This is a genomic window from Paracoccus sp. 22332 (assembly GCF_052045125.1).
In the GTDB taxonomy this organism is placed as follows: Bacteria; Pseudomonadota; Alphaproteobacteria; order Rhodobacterales; family Rhodobacteraceae; genus Paracoccus; species Paracoccus haematequi_A.
Genome location: NZ_JBQEOI010000002.1, coordinates 243,486 through 263,060 on the forward strand (window position 1 = coordinate 243,486; position 19,575 = coordinate 263,060).

The 19,575-nt window shown below is 66.6% G+C and carries 18 protein-coding genes and 1 tRNA gene; 14 read left to right on the forward strand and 5 right to left on the reverse strand.

Translation table 11 applies throughout. The features are described from left to right. Positions 1–31: 31 nt before the first annotated feature. From fdxA to ACTJI6_RS03310, 4 genes are all read left to right on the forward strand, one after another. On the forward strand, positions 32–370 hold the full coding sequence (gene fdxA, locus ACTJI6_RS03295) for a ferredoxin FdxA (RefSeq protein WP_126154543.1): 339 nt from the start codon (positions 32–34) through the stop codon (positions 368–370). A 322-nt stretch (positions 371–692) separates the two neighbouring features. Then, on the forward strand, positions 693–1,202 hold the full coding sequence (locus ACTJI6_RS03300) for a CarD family transcriptional regulator (protein WP_275106210.1): 510 nt from the start codon (positions 693–695) through the stop codon (positions 1,200–1,202). A 69-nt stretch (positions 1,203–1,271) separates the two neighbouring features. Then, positions 1,272–1,739 carry a GNAT family N-acetyltransferase gene (locus ACTJI6_RS03305; RefSeq protein WP_241232765.1) on the forward strand — a complete coding sequence of 156 codons (468 nt, stop codon included), beginning with the start codon at positions 1,272–1,274 and terminating at the stop codon, positions 1,737–1,739. A 41-nt stretch (positions 1,740–1,780) separates the two neighbouring features. Beyond that, positions 1,781–1,857, forward strand: a tRNA-Arg gene (locus ACTJI6_RS03310). Positions 1,858–1,868: 11 nt separating this feature from the next. Here the strand turns inward: ACTJI6_RS03310 and ACTJI6_RS03315 are convergent. Both ACTJI6_RS03315 and ACTJI6_RS03320 read right to left on the reverse strand, forming a co-directional pair. Further along, positions 1,869–3,338 carry an APC family permease gene (locus ACTJI6_RS03315; RefSeq protein ID WP_440797808.1) on the reverse strand — a complete coding sequence of 490 codons (1,470 nt, stop codon included), beginning with the start codon at positions 3,336–3,338 and terminating at the stop codon, positions 1,869–1,871. A gap of 28 nt (positions 3,339–3,366) precedes the next feature. Beyond that, positions 3,367–4,305, reverse strand: a complete 939-nt coding sequence (locus ACTJI6_RS03320) for a LysR family transcriptional regulator (protein WP_440797810.1) — start codon at positions 4,303–4,305, stop codon at positions 3,367–3,369. A 185-nt stretch (positions 4,306–4,490) separates the two neighbouring features. Between ACTJI6_RS03320 and ACTJI6_RS03325 the strand changes: the two genes are divergently transcribed. From ACTJI6_RS03325 to ACTJI6_RS03360, 8 genes are read left to right on the forward strand one after another with little or no spacing between them, the layout of a single operon-like run. Further along, the gene (locus ACTJI6_RS03325; RefSeq protein ID WP_126154497.1) at positions 4,491–5,693 is read left to right on the forward strand and encodes an ABC transporter substrate-binding protein; all 1,203 of its coding nucleotides are present in this window, start codon (positions 4,491–4,493) and stop codon (positions 5,691–5,693) included. 9 nt (positions 5,694–5,702) lie between these two features. Beyond that, positions 5,703–6,482, forward strand: a complete 780-nt coding sequence (locus ACTJI6_RS03330; protein ID WP_440797812.1) for an ABC transporter ATP-binding protein — start codon at positions 5,703–5,705, stop codon at positions 6,480–6,482. Then, a complete protein-coding gene (locus tag ACTJI6_RS03335) occupies positions 6,479–7,183 on the forward strand; it encodes an ABC transporter ATP-binding protein (protein WP_440797814.1) in 705 nt (234 codons plus the stop codon). The genes ACTJI6_RS03330 and ACTJI6_RS03335 overlap by 4 nt, the downstream gene beginning before the upstream one ends. Position 7,184: 1 nt before the next feature. Continuing rightward, on the forward strand, positions 7,185–8,072 hold the full coding sequence (locus ACTJI6_RS03340; RefSeq protein WP_440797816.1) for a branched-chain amino acid ABC transporter permease: 888 nt from the start codon (positions 7,185–7,187) through the stop codon (positions 8,070–8,072). Next, positions 8,072–9,070, forward strand: coding sequence for a branched-chain amino acid ABC transporter permease (locus ACTJI6_RS03345; protein ID WP_440797818.1), 999 nt, complete (start codon positions 8,072–8,074; stop codon positions 9,068–9,070). The genes ACTJI6_RS03340 and ACTJI6_RS03345 overlap by 1 nt, the downstream gene beginning before the upstream one ends. Next, positions 9,070–10,668 carry a GMC family oxidoreductase gene (locus ACTJI6_RS03350; RefSeq protein WP_440797820.1) on the forward strand — a complete coding sequence of 533 codons (1,599 nt, stop codon included), beginning with the start codon at positions 9,070–9,072 and terminating at the stop codon, positions 10,666–10,668. The genes ACTJI6_RS03345 and ACTJI6_RS03350 overlap by 1 nt, the downstream gene beginning before the upstream one ends. 48 nt (positions 10,669–10,716) lie before the next feature. Further along, complete coding sequence (gene ggt / locus ACTJI6_RS03355; RefSeq protein WP_440797822.1) at positions 10,717–12,315, forward strand: gamma-glutamyltransferase; 1,599 nt, start codon at positions 10,717–10,719, stop codon at positions 12,313–12,315. A gap of 6 nt (positions 12,316–12,321) precedes the next feature. Then, positions 12,322–13,281: a 2-hydroxyacid dehydrogenase gene (locus ACTJI6_RS03360; protein ID WP_440797824.1), complete on the forward strand. Its 960-nt coding sequence runs from the start codon at positions 12,322–12,324 to the stop codon at positions 13,279–13,281. A 56-nt stretch (positions 13,282–13,337) separates the two neighbouring features. Here the strand turns inward: ACTJI6_RS03360 and ACTJI6_RS03365 are convergent, their stop codons facing one another. Then, on the reverse strand, positions 13,338–14,708 hold the full coding sequence (locus ACTJI6_RS03365) for a dicarboxylate/amino acid:cation symporter (RefSeq protein WP_440797826.1): 1,371 nt from the start codon (positions 14,706–14,708) through the stop codon (positions 13,338–13,340). 224 nt (positions 14,709–14,932) lie between these two features. Here ACTJI6_RS03365 and ACTJI6_RS03370 point away from each other — a divergent pair, with 224 nt between their 5' ends. Both ACTJI6_RS03370 and ACTJI6_RS03375 read left to right on the forward strand, forming a co-directional pair. Beyond that, positions 14,933–16,591 (forward strand): sensor histidine kinase, encoded by a 1,659-nt coding sequence (locus tag ACTJI6_RS03370; RefSeq protein WP_440797828.1) that lies wholly within the window; start codon positions 14,933–14,935, stop codon positions 16,589–16,591. Next, positions 16,588–17,910 carry a sigma-54-dependent transcriptional regulator gene (locus ACTJI6_RS03375; RefSeq protein WP_440797830.1) on the forward strand — a complete coding sequence of 441 codons (1,323 nt, stop codon included), beginning with the start codon at positions 16,588–16,590 and terminating at the stop codon, positions 17,908–17,910. The genes ACTJI6_RS03370 and ACTJI6_RS03375 overlap by 4 nt, the downstream gene beginning before the upstream one ends. On the opposite strand, the gene cysW is transcribed toward ACTJI6_RS03375, so the two are convergent. Together cysW and cysT are read right to left on the reverse strand one after the other, a co-directional pair. Next, a complete protein-coding gene (cysW, locus tag ACTJI6_RS03380; protein WP_440797832.1) occupies positions 17,911–18,729 on the reverse strand; it encodes a sulfate ABC transporter permease subunit CysW in 819 nt (272 codons plus the stop codon). After that, positions 18,726–19,574, reverse strand: a complete 849-nt coding sequence (gene cysT, locus ACTJI6_RS03385; protein WP_440797834.1) for a sulfate ABC transporter permease subunit CysT — start codon at positions 19,572–19,574, stop codon at positions 18,726–18,728. Before cysT ends, cysW begins: the two co-directional genes overlap by 4 nt. Position 19,575 lies beyond the last annotated feature (1 nt).

Sequence of the window (19,575 nt, forward strand, 5' to 3'; positions counted from 1 at the left end):
TAACTAGCCCTCGGAAGGAATGGAGCCTCTGATGACCTATGTCGTGACCGATAATTGCATCATGTGCAAATACACCGACTGCGTCGAGGTCTGCCCCGTGGACTGCTTTTATGAGGGTGAAAACACCCTGGTAATCCATCCCGACGAATGCATCGACTGCGGCGTTTGCGAGCCGGAATGCCCCGCCGATGCGATCCGCCCGGATACCGAACCGGCCATGGAGGAATGGGTCGAGTTCAACCGCAAATATTCGGAACTGTGGCCGGTCATCACCCAGAAAAAGGATCCGCTGCCCACCGCCGCCGAGATGGACGGCGTTCCGGGCAAGTTGGAGAAGTATTTTTCCGAAGCGCCGGGCGAGGGCGACTGACCGTCGCGATTCGCTGGCTGCCGCCGCGTCAATTTTTCGGCATTCCTGCCTTAAGTAATTGAACTTTAATAAATTTAAGGCGGAACGCCAGCCGGGGAACAATCCCCACAGGATGCTTTTTTTAGCGTCTTATTTATGCTATATTCAGGAAACATTCGCATCTGATGGGAGTCAGAGGCCCAAAGGATGTGCGCCCCGAACTGCCGATTTCCTGCTTTCTGCCGAGCAGGGATGACATCACGATCAAAAAACGCACCGAAGGTGGCTTGCGCCGCTTTCGGTTCTTTGTGTCCTTCTCAAGGCACTACCAAGAGGAAGCCAGATGTCCAAGACCAAGAAAAACGAATTCCGCCCCGATGATTTCGTCGTCTATCCGGCCCATGGCGTCGGCCGCATCGTCTCGATCGACGAACAGGAAGTCGCGGGCCTGCGGCTGGAGATGTTCGTCATCTCTTTCGAGAAGGACAAGATGACCCTGCGCGTTCCGACCGCCCGTGCCTCGGAAATCGGGATGCGCAGCCTGTCGACCCCCGACCTGATCGACCGCGCCCTGGAGACACTGAAAGGCAAGGCCCGCGTCAAGCGCGCGATGTGGTCGCGCCGGGCGCAGGAATACGACCAGAAGATCAACTCCGGCGACCTGATGTCCATTGCCGAGGTGGTGCGCGACCTGCACCGCAATGACGATCAGCGCGAACAGTCCTATTCCGAACGCCAGCTGTACGAAGCTGCCCTGGACCGGCTGACCCGCGAAGTCGCGGCGGTCAAAGGTCTGGACGAGGGTGCAGCCCAGAAGAGCGTCGAGGAAGTGCTGCTGTCCCGCGCCGCCTGATTTCAGAACTATTGTCAGGGGCGGCCCGCGCGGCCGCCCTTTTGCTGTCCGCCTTCCCAGGGGCCGCCCGTGACGGAAACGCTGTCCTTTGCCGCCGAATCGCCGCTGGCCGACGACCTGGCCCTGCTGTTCCAGCGCCACACTGCGGACATGCACGCCGATACGCCGCCCGAATCCATCCACATGATGCCGCGCGAGACGCTGGTTTCGCCGCAGATCGACTTTTTCGTGCTGCGCCGCGCCGGTGCCCCTGTGGGCATGGCGGCGCTGAAGCGCCTGGATCTCCGGCATGGAGAGATCAAGTCCATGCACATCCTGGCCGAAGCACGGGGCGGGGGCCTGTCGCGGCTGATGCTGGACCGGCTGATCGACCATGCGCGCCGGGTCGGGCTGACGCGGTTGTCGCTGGAAACCGGCGCGCAGCCCGGCTTTGCCGCCGCGCGGGGTCTGTATGCGCGCGGCGGTTTCGTCGAATGCCCGCCTTTCGGGGCCTATCGTCCCGATCCGAACAGCGTCTTCATGACCCGCACGCTGTGACTTGCGCATCGGCCTGCGATCCCGCAAAACATCGGCCTGACGGTCCCGTAGCTCAACTGGATAGAGCAGCCGACTTCTAATCGGCAGGTTGAGGGTTCGATTCCTTCCGGGATCGCCAGTCTTTCCGCCCTAGTTGCGCGGCGAATCCCCGTGATGTTCGCGCATCGATTCGATGTCGCCCAGGCTGCCGGGATGGGGCTTGTGGCGCGCCCGGTTCCAGATCCAGGTCGCGGCCCACAGCACCACGCCCAACCCCAGCAGCCAGCCTGCGATGCGGTACTGGTCCATCTGCGCCGCGCTGCGCGCCCAGGGCCCGGCCAGGAAGGCGCAGGTCACGGCGCCGATCCAGGGCGTGACCGCCGGCGCCCGGAAATGGTCGTGCCCCGCAGGCTGGCGCCGCAGCACGATCAGCGAGATGTTGACCACGGTGAACACGCACAGCAGCAGCAGAGAGGTCGTTCCCCCCAGCAGGCTAACCGCCGGAAGGTTCGACCGGGTGACGACGAAATAGATCAGCCCGAAGGCCAGGGCCGTGGTGAACAGGATCGCCACCCAGGGCGTGCGGCGCGTGTGATGGACCAGGTCCAGCCCGTGCGGCAGCACCCCCTGGCGGGCCAGGCCGTACAGCAGGCGGCTGGCCATCAGCATGTTGATCAGCGCGGAATTCGCCACCGCGAACATGCCGATGAAGGGAAAGATCGTGTCGAAGGGCAGGTTCGGCGCGCCCGCGCGGACCACCTGCGTCAGTGCCGACCCAAGGTCGGGGTTCGACAGGTCGCCGACCGGCACCAGGGCCACCGCGCAGATCGACACCAGGATATAGATGACCCCGGTGATGCCCAGGCCGGTCAGCATGATGCGGGGGAAGATGCGGACGGGATCCTTGACCTCTTCGGCCATGTTCACGGAATCCTCGAATCCGACCATGGCAAAGAAGGCCAGCGCGGTCGCGGCGGTCAGCGACAGGAAGGCGCCCTTTTCCTGGGACGAATGAAAGACCATCACCTCGGAAAAGTCGGCGCGGCCCTGGGCCATCGCATAGAAGCCCACGAAGATGATCATCAGAAGCCCGGTCAGTTCCACGCAGGTCAGGACGACGTTGGCCTTGACGCTTTCGCCCACGCCGCGCAGGTTGATCGCCGCGACAAGCGCCATGAAGCCAAGCGCGATCAGCAGGATCCCCGCGCTGCCCTTGGCGAAGCCAAGCCGGAAGCCGTCATTCAGGAACCCCGCGAAGGCGTTCGACGCGGTCGAAGCCGAAGTGATCCCCGAACACATCACCGTAAAGGCCACCAGGAAGGTCAGGAAATGGACGCCGAAGGCCCGGTGAGCATACAGCGCGGCGCCCGCCGCCTGGGGATAGCGCGTCACCAGTTCCAGATAGGACATCGCGGTGATGGTGGCGACCAGGAAGGCCACCAGGAAGGGCGCCCAGGCCGCGCCGCCGACCTCGGCCGCGACGGTGCCGGTCAGGGCATAGACCCCGGTCCCCAGGATGTCGCCGACGATGAACAGCAACAGCAGTTTCGGCCCCATGACGCGATGCAGTTCCGGCTGATGCGTGGCCGGCGCGGCGGTCCCTACGTGAGTGTCTGGCATGTCCCACCTCCTTGACATCACATTAATGTCAAGTCTGTGCCTCCGGTTGCATCGCGGCAAGCGGAATCGCCGGGACTGGGCGCACCAGTTCCGATCCGCGCGCTCGCAGGCTGTCGGTCAGAAAGGCGATGACCGCCCGCTCGCGGCGCATCGCGCGCACGTCGCGATGGCAGGTCAGCCAATAGCTGCGGGTCAGCGTCACCTCGTCCGGCAGGACGATCCGCAGTTCGGGATATTTCGACGCGATGTAATGCGGCAGCACCGCGATCCCCAGGTGATTGCGCGCCGCAGCCAACTGGTTGAAGATGCTGCTGCTTTTGATCGAGGCGCGGATCCCCGGCAGGATTTCGTTCAGATAGTCCAGGCCGGGGGCGAAGATCATCTCCTCGATATAGCCGATGATGCGGTGCGGACGCAGGTCGTCGCGCCCGGCGATGGGCGGATTGTCGGCCAGATAGGCGTCGGTCGCATAGAGGTGCAGGGTATAGTTCGCCATCCGCTCGGATCGGTATGGCCCGTGGGAGATCGGGTCCAGCGTCACCGACATGTCCGCCTCTCGCCGGGACAGGGACAGCACCTGCGGCATGGTCACCAGCTCCAGCGAGATCAGCGGAAACTGCGCGATGAATTCGGGCCAAAGATGCTGTGAAAACAGGCTGGCAAAGCCCTCCGGCGCCGCCAGCCGCAGCGGCCCGGCCTGCCGCGACGCCGCGCCCTGCTCCACCGGGATCTGGTCGGCCGCCTCCTCCATCCGCTCGGCGGTCTCGATCAGGCGGCGGCCGGCGGGGGTGGGTTCGTAGCCGCGCGGATTGCGTTCGAACAGCCGCGCGTTCAGCGCCTGTTCCAGCCGGTCGATCCGGCGCGAGACGGTGACATGCGACGTGCCCAAGATCCGCGCCGCGCGCGACAGTTGCCCTTCGCGGGCGACGGCAAGGAAAAACTGAAGGTCGTCCCAACTGAGCGTCATTGTTCAAATTTGTACAGAACCTGAACGAAATTAGACCGTATTGAACGCTTGTGTCAAAGTGACTTTAGGGTCATCCTTTCGTCGAACGACGGCTGGAGGAGAGGCTGTCGTCACCAGGAACAGGGCATCATTCCGGCTTGCGGCATCGACCGCGGCGCTGCGGTGTCATGCCTAAGGGAGGTTGAATGCGTAAACTTTTGTTGTCGGCAGCATCCGTCGGGCTGATCGCCGCCCCCGCCGTGGCCGAGGTCTCGGACGGCAAGGTCAAGATCGGCATCCTGAACGACCAGTCCGGCGTCTATTCCGATTTCGGCGGCAAGAACTCTTATGAAGCGGCCCTGATGGCGGTCGAGGATTTCGGCGGCACGGTTCTGGACGCCCCGGTCGAGGTCGTGACGGCGGACCACCAGAACAAGGCCGACATCGCCTCGAACATCGCGCGGCAATGGTACGACACCGAACAGGTGGACAGCATCATGGAACTGACCTCGTCCTCGGTCGGACTGGCGGTTCAGGCGCTGAGCCGCGAGAAGCAGAAGATCACCATCAACACCGGCGCGGCGACGACCGAACTGACCGGCGCGCAATGTTCGCCCTATGGCTTCCACTGGGCCTATGACACCCACGCACTGGCGGTGGGGACCGGCGGCGCCCTGGTGCAGGAAGGCGGGGACAGCTGGTTCTTCCTGACCGCCGACTATGCCTTCGGTTATTCGCTGGAAGAACAGACCACCGCCTTCGTCACCGAAAAGGGCGGCAGCGTGGTCGGATCGGTGCGCCACCCGCTGGCCTCGACCGACTTTTCGTCGTTCCTGCTGCAAGCGCAGGCTTCGGGCGCCAAGGTGATCGGGCTGGCCAATGCCGGGGCCGACACGCAGAATGCGATCAAGCAGGCCGCGGAATTCGGGATCACCCAGGGCGGGCAGAAGCTGGCGGCGTTGCTGTTCACGCTGGCCGACGTTCACGGCCTGGGGGCCGAGGCCGCGCAGGGCCTGAACCTGACCGAAAGCTTCTATTGGAAGCGCAACGCCGAATCCGAGGAATTCGGCCGCCGCTTCCTGGAGCGCACCGGATCCATGCCGAACATGGTCCATGCCGGCACCTATTCGGCGGTTCTGTCCTATCTGAAGGCCATCGAGGCCGCCGGCACGGACGAGACCGAGGCGGTTGCCGCCAAGCTGCACGAACTGCCCGTCAACGACGTGTTCGCCCAGGACGGCAAGGTCGGCGCCAACGGCCGCATGATCAAGGATGTCTATCTGATGGAGGTGAAGGCCCCCGCCGACATCACCGAGGACTGGGACTATTACAACGTCCTGGCGACCATTCCGGGCGATCAGGCCTATCTGGATCCCGCGAAAAGCGGCTGCCCGCTGGTCACGCAGTAAGGCGCGCCCATGACCGTTGCGCCTGTCATGACGCAATCCGAGCCGCGGGCGGTGTTGTCCGCCCGCGGTCTGGGAAAGGATTTCGCCGGGTTCACGGCGGTCAACAACGTCGATCTGGATGTCGAACACGCGCGCATTCATGCGCTGATCGGGCCGAACGGGGCGGGCAAGACCACGGTCTTCAACCTGCTGACCAAGTTCCTGCAACCGACGCGCGGCAAGATCACGCTGCTGGGCCAGGACATCACCCGGACCAAGCCTGACAAGGTGGCCCGGATGGGGCTTGTGCGGTCCTTCCAGATCTCGGCCGTCTTTCCGCATCTGACGGTGCGCGAGAACGTCAAGGTCGCGTTGCAGCGCCCGGCGGGGCTGGCCGTGCAGTTCTGGAAGCCCTTGTCCGCGCTGGACCGGCTGAACGCACGGGCGGACGAGTTGATCGACCACCTGGGCCTGACGCCCTATCGCTATCACCGCGCCGCCGACCTGTCCTATGGCCGCAAGCGCGTGCTGGAGATCGCGACGACCCTGGCGCTCGACCCGCAGGTGCTGCTGCTGGACGAGCCGATGGCCGGCATGGGCCAAGAGGACGTGCGGATGGTGGCCGACATCATCCGCGATGTCGCGCAGACCCGCGCCGTGCTGATGGTCGAGCATAACCTGAACGTGGTCGCCGACATCTGCCACCACGTCACCGTCCTGCAACGCGGAGAGATCATCGCGACCGGCGACTATGCCACCGTGTCCGCCGATCCGCGTGTGCGCACCGCCTATATGGGAACCGAGGAATGACGGCGCCGCTTCTGGAAACCGCCGGGCTTCAGGCCTGGTATGGCGAAAGCCATGTGCTGCACGGCGTCGACCTGCATGTCCACGAAGGCGAGATGATCTGCATCCTGGGCCGCAACGGCATGGGCAAGACCACCACGCTGCGCACGATCATGGGCATCCTGCGCAAGCGCACCGGCCGGATCACCTTCGCCGGCCAGGACATGATGTCCGTGCCCCTGCACAAGACCGCCCGCGCGGGCCTGGGCTTCGTCCCCGAGGAGCGCGGCATTTTCGCGACCCTCTCGGTCGAGGAAAACCTCATGCTGCCCCCCAAGGTCGCCGATGGGGGCATGTCCGTGGCCGAGCTCTATGACCTGTTCCCGAATCTTCGCGAACGCCGCAACAGCCCCGGCACCAAGCTGTCGGGGGGCGAACAGCAGATGCTGGCGATGGCGCGGATCCTGCGCACCGGGGCGCGCTGCCTGCTGCTGGACGAACCGACCGAGGGCCTGGCCCCGGTCATCATCAACGCCATCGGCGAGGTGCTTCGCAAACTGAAACAGCGCGGCATGACCGTGGTGCTGGTGGAGCAGAACTTCCGCTTCGCCGCCAAGGTCGCCGACCGCTTCTATCTGATGGATCACGGCACGATGACCGCCGAATTCCCGGTATCGGACCTTCCGAACCGGATGGACCTGCTGCATCGGGAACTGGGGGTATGACATGACCATGATCTTCGGTATCCCCGTCCAGGCGCTGTTGGGCCAGCTTCTGGTCGGCCTGATCAACGGTTCCTTCTACGCGCTGCTGTCGCTGGGCCTTGCAGTCATCTTCGGCCTGCTGCGCGTGATCAACTTCGCCCATGGCGCGCAATACATGCTGGGCGCCTTTACCGCGCTGCTGCTGCTGACCGTGGGCGGCGTCAACTACTGGCTGGCGCTGATCTTGGCGCCGCTGATCGTCGGGCTGTTCGGCGCCATCATCGAACGCACGATGCTGTCGCGCCTGTACAAGCTGGACCACCTGTATGGGTTGCTGTTCACCTTCGGGCTGGCTTTGGCCATCGAGGGCACCTTCCGGTATTTCTACGGCGCCTCGGGCATGCCCTACGCGGCGCCCGGCGCGCTGACCGGGGCGGTCAACCTGGGCTTCATGTTCCTGCCGATCTATCGCGGCTGGGTGGTGATCGCGTCCCTGATCGTCTGCCTGGGGGTCTGGTTCCTGATCGAGAAGACCAAGCTGGGCGCATACCTGCGCGCCGCGACCGAGAACCCGACCCTGGTGCAAAGCTTCGGCGTGAACGTGCCCTTGCTGCTGACGCTGACCTATGCGTTGGGCGCGGGACTTGCGGCCTTCGCGGGGGTGCTGGCGGCGCCGGTCTATCAGGTCAGCCCGCTGATGGGATCGAACCTGATCATCATCGTCTTCGCGGTCGTCGTGGTCGGCGGCATGGGTTCGATCCTGGGGGCCATCGTCACCGGCTATCTGCTGGGCGTGGTCGAGGGGCTGACCAAGGTCTTCTACCCCGAGGCCTCGAACATCGTGATCTTCGTCATCATGGCCATCGTCTTGATCCTGCGCCCGGCGGGCCTTTTCGGAAAGGATGCCTGATGTCCGGCAAATCCGAACCCATCGCCACCGAACAGATCGCCGTCCATCCCAAGGCCGGCCAGATCCAGCTGGCGCTGCTGGCGGTGATCGCGGCCGCGCTGCTGCTGGCGCCGCAGTTCCTGTATCCGATCTTTCTGATGAAGCTGCTGGCCTTCGGCCTGTTCGCGGCGGCCTTCAACCTGCTGCTGGGCTATACCGGCCTGCTGTCCTTCGGCCACGCCGCGTTCTTCGGCGGGGCGGCCTATTTCACCGCCCATGCGGTCAAGGTCTGGGGCTGGCCGCCCGAGGCCGGGATCCTGCTGGGCGTCCTGGGTGCCGCCGCCCTGGGGTTGGTGATGGGCGCCATCGCCATCCGCCGCCAGGGGATCTATTTCGCGATGATCACCCTGGCCCTGTCGCAGATGTTCTTCTTCTTCTGCCTGCAAGCGGGCTTCACGCATGGCGAAGACGGCATCCAGTCCGTGCCGCGCGGCCGCCTGTTCGGCCTGTTCGACCTGTCCGACACGATGACCATGTATTACTTCGTGCTGGCGGTGTTCATCCTGGGGCTGCTGATCATCTGGCGCTTCGTGAACTCGCCCTTCGGGATGATCCTGAAGTCGATCCGGGAAAACGAACAGCGGGCGATCTCGCTGGGCTATTCGGTCAGCCGCTACAAGCTGGGGGCCTTCGTCATGTCGGCGGCGCTGGCCGGGCTGGCGGGGGGCGTCAAGGCGCTGATCTTCCAATTCGCGACGCTGACCGACGTGTCCTGGCAGATGTCGGGCGAGGTGATCCTGATGACCCTTCTGGGCGGCATCGGCACGCTGGCGGGCCCGGTCGTCGGCGCCGGGCTGGTGGTGACCTTGCAGAACTACCTCGCCACGTCGGATTTTCCGGTCACGATCATCACCGGCGTGGTGTTCATGGTCTGCGTCCTTGTCTTCCGCCGCGGCCTGATCGGCGAATTCTTCGCCAGCAAGCTGGGCCGCAAGCTTGGGTTCAGGGCCGAAAACTGATGGAAAGCTACGATTACATCGTCATCGGCGCGGGGAGCGCCGGTTGCGTCCTGGCGAACCGCCTGTCCGCCGATCCCAGGGCGCGGGTGCTGTTGCTGGAAGCGGGTGGCCGAGACAATTACCACTGGATCCATATTCCGGTCGGATACCTGTACTGCATCGGCAACCCGCGCACCGACTGGGGCTTCAAGACCCAGGCCGAGGAAGGGCTGGGGGGGCGGTCGCTGCTTTACCCGCGCGGGCGGGTGCTGGGCGGCTGTTCGTCGATCAACGGCATGATCTATATGCGCGGTCAGGCAGCGGATTACGACCACTGGCGCCAGCTTGGCTGCACCGGCTGGGGCTGGGACGACATCCTGCCGCTGTTCAAGGCGCAGGAGGATTTCTATCGCGGCGCCGACGACGCCCATGGCTCGGGCGGCGAATTGCGGGTGGAAACTGCCCGCGTCCGCTGGGCCGTTCTGGACGCCTTCATGGACGCGGCGGAACAGGCGGGCATCCCGCGCACGGATGATTTCAACCGGGGTGACAACGAGGGCGGCGGCTATTTCGACGTGACCCAACGCGCCGGATGGCGGTGGAGCGCGGCCAAGGCCTTCCTGCGCCCGGTTCTGTCGCGCCCCAACCTGCGCGTGCTGACCGGAGCCGAGGTCGAGCGGCTGGTGATCGAACAGGGCGAAGTCAGGGGCGTCGTCTTCCACCATCAGGGCCAGCGGAAAGAGGTCCGGGCGGTGCGCGAGACCGTGCTGTCGGCGGGGGCCATCGGATCCGTCCAGGTGCTGGAACAATCCGGCGTGGGCCGGGGCGAGGTGCTGCAAGCCGCAGGCATCGCCCCGCAGATCGATGTGCCGGATCTGGGCGAGAACCTTCAGGATCATCTGCAACTGCGGCTTGTCTACAAGGTCAAGGGCGTACCCACACTGAACGAAAAGGCCTCGCGGCTGCTGGGCCGCGCGTCTATCGGGTTGGAATACCTGCTGAAGCGGTCCGGTCCGATGTCGATGGCCCCCAGCCAGTTGGGAATCTTCGCGAAATCCGGCCCCGACAAGGCCACGGCGGATCTGGAATTCCACGTCCAGCCGGTCAGCCTGGACAAGTTCGGCGATCCGGTCCACCCCTTTCCGGCGATGACCGCCAGCGTCTGCAACCTGCGGCCCGAAAGCCGGGGTTCGGTCCATGTCACCGGCCCTGATTTCCGCGCCCATCCGGCGATCCGGCCGAATTACCTGTCCACGCCGGGGGACCGGGACGTGGCCGTGCGCGCGATCCGGCTGGCGCGCAAGATCGCCGCGCAGCCCGCCTTCACGCGCTTCGATCCCAGCGAGCATGTGCCGGGCATCGCCTTTCAGACCGACGACGATCTGGTCCGCGCGGCGGGCGCGGTGGGCACCACGATCTTCCACCCGGTCGGCACCTGCCGCATGGGCACGGATGACGGCGCGGTCGTGGATCCGCGCCTGCGGATGCGGGCGCTTGGGCGGTTGCGGATCGCGGATGCCTCGATCATGCCGACTATCACCAGCGGCAATACCAACGCGCCGGTGATGATGATCGCCGAAAAGGCCGCGCGGATGATGCTGGAGGATGCGCGGGGTTGATCCCGCCTTCCCCCGCCGCCTAAGCTGCCCGCGAAAGACGGGAACAGCATGGCCTTGCCCTTCACCTGCGAAAAGCGCCCCGCCAGCGGCGCCCTGGGCGTCGTCGTGACGAACGCGCCGTTGGGTTCGGTCGCGGGGTCGGAAATGCTGGCGGTCGGCGGCAATGCCGTGGACGCCGCCGTGGCCGCGCTGCTGACGCTGACGGTGGTGGAACCGATGATGGTCGGCATTGCGGGCGGCGGCATCGCCCATCTGCGGCTGGCGGACGGGCGGCATGTGGTGATCGACGCGCTGTCGGTCGCGGGGCAGGGCGCGCGGCCGGACATGTTCACGCCGGTCTCGGACCTGCCCGACGCTTACATGGAGACCGAGGGTCGGCGGAACCGGGTCGGCCCTTCGGCGGTGGCCGTGCCGGGCAATCTGCGCGGCTGGTTCCTGATGCAGCGGCGATACGGGCGGCTGCCTTGGGCCGATGTGGTCGAACCGGCGGTCCGTGCTGCCACGCGCGGCTTTGCGGTCAGCCCCTATCTGCACGGCGCGATCCGCGAACACGAGGCAGACCTGCGCGCCGATCCCGAAATCGCCCGCTTGCTGCTGCCGGACGGTGCGCCGCTGGCGCCGGGCGCGCGGCTGGTGATGGGCGACTATGCCCAAAGCCTGCGGCTGATCCAGGCGCAGGGTGACGCGGCGCTGCACGGAGGCGATCTGGGCCGCGCCCTGGCGGACCGGCTGGCAGACGGGGGCCATGTCACCCTGGCCGATCTGAAAGACGCGGGCGCCGTTGAACGCGTACCGATCTTCGGCAGCTATCGGGGCCACACCATCGTCGGCCCGCCGCCGCCCGCGTCCTCGGGTGTCCATATCGTCCAGATGCTGAACATGCTAGAACCCTTCGACCTGCGCGGCATGGGATTCGGCCATCCCGACACGATGGATCTGATGGCGCGGGCCATCGCGCTTGCGTTCGAGGATCGGCGCGCCGCATCCGGCGATCCCGATTTCGTGGATGTGCCGGTGGATCGCTTCACCAGCAAGGACTATGCCCGGCGGCGGTTGCCACATGAAAGCCGCGACACGACCCATGTCACGGTGGCTGACCGCGACGGCATCATCGTCAGCGCCACGCATACGATCAACGGGCTGTGGGGCGCCTGCTTCATGGTGCCGGGGACGGGGATCATCCCCAACAACTATATGCTGAACTATGATCCCCGGCCGGGCCGCGCGCTGTCGGTGGCGCCGGGCAAGCGGGTGCCGACCTCGATGGCGCCGATGATGGTGCTGCGGAACGGACGGCCGCTCTATGCGCTTGGCCTGCCGGGGGCGGTGCGGATTTTCCCGTCCGCCATGCAGGCCATCGTCAACCTGATCGACCACGGCATGACCCTGCAACAGGCGGTCGAGGCGCCGCGCCTGTGGACCGAGGGCCATCACCTGGAGCTGGAACCCGCCTATGCCCCGCAGGCCGAGGCCATGCGCGCGCGGGGCCATGACGTGCGGCTGGTCAAGACCATCGGCGGCGGCATGAATGCCATCGGCCTTGTGCCGGACGGGATGATGACCGGCGCGGCCTGCTGGCGCGCGGACGGCACCGTGATGGCGCAGGGCGGCGGATTGGCGCGGCCCGGCATCCGCTTCGTGATCTGAGGTGACATGACACGGGTTGTTCTGCTGGACCCCGCTGCCCCCGACCGGCTGGATCGCATCCGGCCGTTTCTGCCGCAGGGCTGGGTGCTGACCACGGCGGCCTCGCGCAGCGTGCAGGACCAGCTTGCGGCGCTGCAAGGGGCCAGCTTTGCCATTACCGGCGACATGCCGGTAACGGCGGCGATGATGGCCGTGCCGGGGCTGCGGGCGGTTCACAAATGGGGCGTGGGCTATGATTCCATCGACCTGGACGCGGCGCGCAGGCATGGGGTGCGCGTGTTCCGCACCACCGGGTCGAATGCGGTCGCGGTGGCGGAAACGACGCTGGGCCTGATCCTGGCCGTCAACCGCAACATCGCGCGCGGGCATCTGGGGATCGCCCAGGGCGGCTGGCCCAAGGGGCAGGTGGCGCCAAGCTCTGCCACGCTGTCGGGGCGCACGGTCGGCATTGTCGGCATGGGCCATATCGGCAAGGCCCTGGCGCGGCTGCTGCACGGCTTCGGCTGCCCGATCCTCTATACCAAGCGCACCCCCTTGCCCGCGGATGAGGAAACCGCGCTTGGCCTTCGCTTTGCGCCGCTGGATCAGTTGCTGGCGGCCTCGGACGTGGTGACGCTGAACTGCGATCTGAACGACAGCACCCGCAACCTGATCGACCGCGACCGGCTGGCGCTGATGAAGCCCGACGCGATTCTGGTCAACGCCGCGCGCGGCGGGGTTCTGGTGGAATCCGATCTGGCCCAGGCCATCCGCGAAGGCCGCCTGCGCGGCGCCGGCATCGACGTCTTCTCGGTCGAGCCGATCCAGCCCGACAATCCCCTGCTGGGCCTGGACCGCGTGGTCCTGACCCCGCATCTGGCGGCGCTGGATGCGGGCGGTTTTGCGCCCTCGGTCAGGCGGATGATGACGAACCTGCTGGCGGTGCAGCAGGGCACGCCGCCCCAGGGGATCGACGTGCTGGTCTGAGCCACGGAAAAAGGCGCCGCATCGCTGCGGCGCCTTTCGGGGTGGGTGGCGGCGGATCAGTCCGCGCTGGATTCGCCCAGTTGCAGGCCGGCGGGATGCACGGCCAGGCCGGTGACGGGCGAGGCATAGCCGCCGTCGGCGCGGCCGCCCAAAGCGGCCTCGAACTGGTCGCGGTCGAAGGCGCCGTGCCAGCGGCTGACGACCACCGTGGCGACCGCGTTGCCGATGAAGTTGGTGATCGACCGGCATTCCGACATGAAGCGGTCAACGCCCAGGATCAGCGCCATCCCGGCGACGGGAACGGTCGGCACCACCGACAGCGTGGCGGCCAGGGTGATGAAGCCCGCCCCGGTAACGCCCGCCGCACCCTTGGACGACAGCATCGCCACCAGCAGCAGCAGCACCTGTTGTTGCAGCGTCAGGTCGGTATTCGTCGCCTGGGCGATGAACAGCGCGGCCAGCGTCATGTAGATGTTGGTGCCGTCCAGGTTGAAGCTGTAGCCGGTCGGCACGACCAGACCCACCACAGGGCGCGCGCAGCCCGCCTTTTCCATCTTCTCCATCAGCGAGGGCAGCGCCGATTCCGACGAGGACGTGCCCAGGACCAGCAGGATCTCGGCCTTGAGATACGAGATCAGCCGGAAGATCGAGAAGCCGTTCAGCACGCAGACAGTGCCCAGGATCACGATCACGAACAGGGCCGAGGTCAGGTAGAAGGTGCCCACCAGCATCGCCAGGTTCATGATCGACGCGATGCCGTATTTGCCGATGGTGAAGGCAAAGGCCCCGAAGGCGCCGATGGGTGCGGCCTTCATCAGGATGTCCACCACGCGGAAGATCGCGAAGCTGGCCGATTCCAGGATGTTCAGGACGGGCTTGCCCTTTTCGCCGACCATGATCAGGCCGATGCCGAACAGGATCGCGACGAACAGCACCTGCAGGATGTTGCCCTCGACGAAGGCCGAGACCAGCGTGTCGGGAATGATCCCCATGACGAAGCCGATCAGCGAGGTTTCATGCGCCTTTTCCGCATAGCCCGCCACGGCCGAGGCATCCAGCGAGGCCGGGTCGATGTTCATGCCCGCGCCCGGCCGGACCACGTTCGCCACGATCAGCCCGACGATCAGCGCCAGGGTCGAGAAGGTCAGGAAATAGGCGAACGCCTTGCCCACCACCGAACCCACGCCGCGCAGCGATCCCATGCCTGCCAGCCCGGTCACGATGGTCAGGAAGATCACCGGCGCGATGATCATCTTGACCAGCTTGATGAAGCCGTCGCCCAGGGGCTTCAGCGCCTCGCCCGTCTGCGGATAGAAATGGCCCAGCAACGCGCCCGCCGTGATCGCGATGATGACCTGGAAGTACAGGTGCCGATAAAACGGCCGCTTGTCATGGGCCACGGGGTGCGCGGATGTATCCAGCTGCATGGGAAGGCCTCCTCCTGCCTGTATGTCGATTGGATGACGCATCTTAAGACTTTGGCAGGGCAGCCCAAAAAACTTGCGGCATAGCGGCAATGCGCTGAAAACATGGCTGTTTCTTGCAATTGGGGTGGCGAATCCGTGTGGTTTTCCGCACAGGAGGATCCTGTTAGTGTGGAAAGGGAAACACCTTGCCAAAAAGCCGGAGGCGCGCGGATTTGCAGGATGCCTTGCCCAGGACCGACGATTCGCCGCCCTTGTCGCGCGCGGCGGGATGGCTGGCGCTGCTGGCCCTTGCGCTGCTGGTGCTGGTTCCTGCGGCGGTCTTCTGGGGCGTCCGGGCGGGCGCTCTGGACAACCTGCGGGACGAGGGCATGGCCGCCGCGCAGTCGCGGGCGCTGACGCTGGAAAGCATCCTGGACCGGCAGCGCGCCGTGGTGGCGATTCTTGCGGATGACGCGATGATCCGGGCCACGCTTCGGCAGGGTTCCGACACCGACGACGCCGCATCCGCCAAGCTGGAGCGGCTGCGGGCCGAGACGCAAAGCACGGTCCTGTACCTGATGGACCCCACCGGGCGCACCATCGCCGCGTCGAATTGGAACCAGCCTGACAGCTTTCTGGACCACGACTACAGCTTCCGCGACTATTTCCGGCGCGCCAACCCGACCGCGATGGAATTCGCGCTTGGCACCGTCAGCGGGCAGCCGGGGCTGTATCTGTCCCATGATATCCGGGACGGCGCGGCGTTGCTGGGGGTGGTGGTTGTCAAGGTGCAATTCGACGCGTTGGAGGCCGCCTGGGCGCGCAGCCCCAATGCCACCCATGTGACCGAAGCCGGTGGCCGCATCATCATCACCACCGAACCGGGGCGGCGTTTCACCAGCGGACCCGTGGCCCAGGATGACAGCCTGGCCATCGCCCTGCCGGTGCGCGGGACGGGCTGGACGCTGTCCATGAACCTGCCGATGCACGAGGCGCGGCAGACCGCGCTTTATGCCGCCGGTGCGGCTGCGCTCGCGGTGCTGCTGCTGGCCGCGCTTGCCGAACAGGCCCGGCGGTCGCGGCTGCGCGCCGCACGCAGGGCCGATGCCGACCGCGCCTATCGCGCCGAACTGGAACGCGCCGTCGCCGAACGCACCCGCGACCTGTCGCAAGAGATGCGCGAACGCCAGCTGGCCCAGCAGCGGCTGGCGCAGATGCAAGCCGACCTGGTGCAGGCGAACAAGCTGGCGACCATGGGCCAGATCACCGCCGGTGTCGCGCACGAGATCAACCAGCCGCTGGCGACGATCCGGTTGCTGGCCGAGAACGGCCAGGCCATGGCCCCCGATGGCCCGGCGGTCGACAACCTGGCCCGCATCACCCGCATGGCCGACCGGATCGGCCAGATCACTGACCAGCTTCGCGGCTTTGCCCGCAAGGCCACGGGTCAGGTGGGCGCCGTGCCCCTGCGCCCGGTGATCGAGGCGTCGCTGCTGCTGACCGCCAGCCGCCGCAAGGCCAGCGACATGCCGGTGCACCTGCCCGACATTCCCGAAGGGCTGGCCATCCTGGGCGAGCGGGTGCGGGTCGAGCAGATCCTGGTCAACCTGCTGACCAACGCCTTCGAGGCGCAGGAGGACCGGCCCGATCCCTGGGTCCGCCTTGCCGTCCGCGCCAAAGGCGACCTTGTGACGCTGACCGTCGCGGATAACGGTCCGGGCCTTTCGCCGCAGGTCAGGGACCAACTTTTCGCGCCCTTCGCCACCAGCAAGGCGCAGGGGCTTGGGCTGGGGCTGGTCATCTCTCGCGACATCGCGCGCGATCTGGGCGGCGATCTGACCGCCGACGATCCGGTCGGGGGGCAGGGCGCCACCTTTCGCCTGACGCTGAGGAGAGCCGCATGACAGGACTGGTCCGGCTGGTCGAGGATGACGAGGATCTGCGCGCGGCCCAGGTCCAGACCCTGCGGATGGCGGGCTTGCAGGTCCAGGATTTCGGCCTTGCCGCTGATGCGTTGCGCGGCGTGACGCGCGATTTTCCCGGCGTGGTGCTGTCCGACGTAAGGATGCCCGGCATGGACGGGATGCAACTGTTCCAGCACCTGCACGCCATCGACCCCGATCTGCCGGTGATCCTGCTGACCGGGCATGGCGACGTGCCGATGGCGGTCGCGGCGCTGAAGGCGGGGGCCTATGACTTCCTGACGAAGCCCGTGGCGCGCGACGTGCTGCTGGCGGCGCTGAACCGGGCGCTGTCGGCCCGCGCGCTTGTGCTGGAGAACCGGGAATTGCGGCAGGCCAGCCATGACGCCTCTGACAGCTTTCCCGAGCTGGCGGGCGGCAGCGAGGTGATGGACCATCTGCGCGCCGCCCTTGACCGCGTGGCCCAGGCCGGGGGCAATGCCCTGCTGACCGGCCCGGACGGGGCGGGCAGGCTGATCGTGGCCCGCGCCATCCACCGCCAGGGCCCGCGCCGCGCCCGCGCCTTCGTGCATCTGGCCTGCGACGCCCTGGACGAGGCGCGTTTCGACGCCGATCTGCTGGGCGGCGACGCCATGGGACCGCGCGGCACCCGGCAGGCCGGGCAGTTGGAGCGGGCGCAGCGGGGCGTGCTGTTCCTGGACCGCGTCGACGCGCTGTCGCCGGCGATGCAGGCGCGGCTGTCGGCCATCGTCGAGGCGGGCGAGTTCTGGCCCGCCGGCGCCGCCGCGCCGCGGCCGATGGACGTGCAGCTTCTGGCTTCGACCCAGGCCGATCTGTCGCAGCGGGTGGCCGAGGGGCGGTTCGACGCGCGGCTGTTCTATCGCCTGTCGGGCACCGTCCTGCCGGTCCCGTCCCTGGCGGAGCGGCGCGAGGACATCCCGGCGCTGTACCGCCATTTCCTGCTGGCGGCTTGCGCGCGGCTGGACCGGCCCGCGCCTGCGATGACGGGCGCGGTCAAGGCGCGGCTGTCGGGGCATGGCTGGCCGGGAAACCTGCCCGAACTGCGCGGCTTCGCGGAAAGCCAGGCCATCGGCGTGACGCCCTTCGACGCGCCCGAAGGCGGCGATGCGCCGGGCCTGCCGGATCTGGTCGCCGCCTACGAGGCCGAACTGATCCGCGATGCGCTGCGGCTGGCGGGCGGCAACGCGACCGCCGCGATGGCGCGGCTGCGGTTGCCGCGCAAGACCTTTTACGACAAGCTGGCGCGGCACGGGATCAGGCCCACCAATTTCCGGCGCTGATCAGCGGGTCCGCCCCTCCAGCACGGTTTTCAGCACCAGCACCACAAGCGCGATCAGCGTCAGCGTGGACGCGGCGGCAAAGGCGCCGACGATGTTGAGGTCGTTGAACAACAGCTCGATCTGCAAGGGCAGGGTCATGGTCTGGCCCCGGATCGCGCCCGACACCACCGACACAGCGCCGAATTCCCCCACCGCCCGCGCCGTCGCCAGCACCGCGCCGTAAAGCAGCGCCCAGCGGATATTCGGCAGCGTCACCCGCCGGAAAATCTGCCAGCCCGACGCGCCCAGCGTCAGCGCCGCCTGTTCCTGTTCGGACCCCTGCGCCTGCATCAGGGGCAGCACCTCTCGGGCGACGAAGGGGCCGGTGACGAACAGCGTCACCATGACGATGCCGGGCAGGGCGAACAGGATCTTCACCTCGCCCGCCGCCAGCAGCGGACCCAGCAGCCCCTGCCGTCCGTAGAGCAGCAGATAGCAGACCCCTGCGATGATCGGCGAGATGGAAAACGGCAGTTCGATGATCGTCAGCAGCGCCTTGCGGCCCGGAAAGGTGAACCGCGCGATCAGCCAGGCCGAGGCGATGCCGATGGCAAGATTGATCGGCAGCGTGATCGCCGCCACGACCGAGGTCAGCCAGATCGCGTGCAGCGTGTCGGGCGCCAGGATGTTATGGGCGAAGACCGCAAACCCGCCAGAAAACGCCCGCCAGAAGATATAGACCAGCGGCACCACGACGATGAACAGCGTCAGCGCGACCGCCAGCCCGATCAGCAGGCGCGCGCCGCCCGGGTCGGGGCGCGGGGCGAGGACGGCGCTCATGCGGGCACCCTGCGCCGGGTCAGCCGCGCTTGCAGCCAGTTCGACAGCCCCAGCAGCACCATGGCGATGGCGACCAGGGTCAGCGCGATGGCGGCGGCGCCGTTATAGTCGTATTCCTCAAGCCGGATGACGGCCAGAAGCGAAGCGATTTCCGTCTTCATCGGCAGGTTCCCGGCAATGAAGATCACCGCGCCGAATTCGCCCAGCGAGCGGGCGAAGGCGATGGTCGTGCCGACCAGGAAGGCGGGCAGGATCGCCGGAAAGATCACCCGAGCGAAAATCTGCAAGGGCGTAGCACCCAGGGTCCGGGCAGCTTCTTCCTGACTGAGGTCCAGATCTTCCAGGATCGGCTGGACGGTGCGGACCACGAAGGGGATCGAGGTGAAGGACATGGCCACCGCCACCCCCCAGATCGTATAGACGACCGGGATTCCGGCAGGGGCCAGCACCTGCCCGTACCAGCCGTTTTCGGAAAACAGCGCGGTCAGCGCCAGGCCAGCGACGGCGGTCGGCAGGGCGAAGGGAATGTCCATCATCGCGTCCAGCAGCCTGCGGCCCGGAAAGCGATAGCGCACCAGAACCCAGGCCATCAACAGGCCATAGAGCGCGTTGAACGCCGTCGCCAGGGCGGCGGCGGTCATGGTCAGCCGCAGCGCGGCCAGGGTGCGGGGGGCGGTCACGATGGCCCAGAAGCGGGCGGGGCCGATCTCGGCCCCTTTCAGGAACAGGGCGATCACGGGCAGCAGCACGATGATGCCGACATAGGTCAGCGTCAGACCCATCGTCAGGCCGAAACCCGGCAACACGCGCCGCTGCCGCCCGCTGGCGGGAAGGGCCGCCGTCATG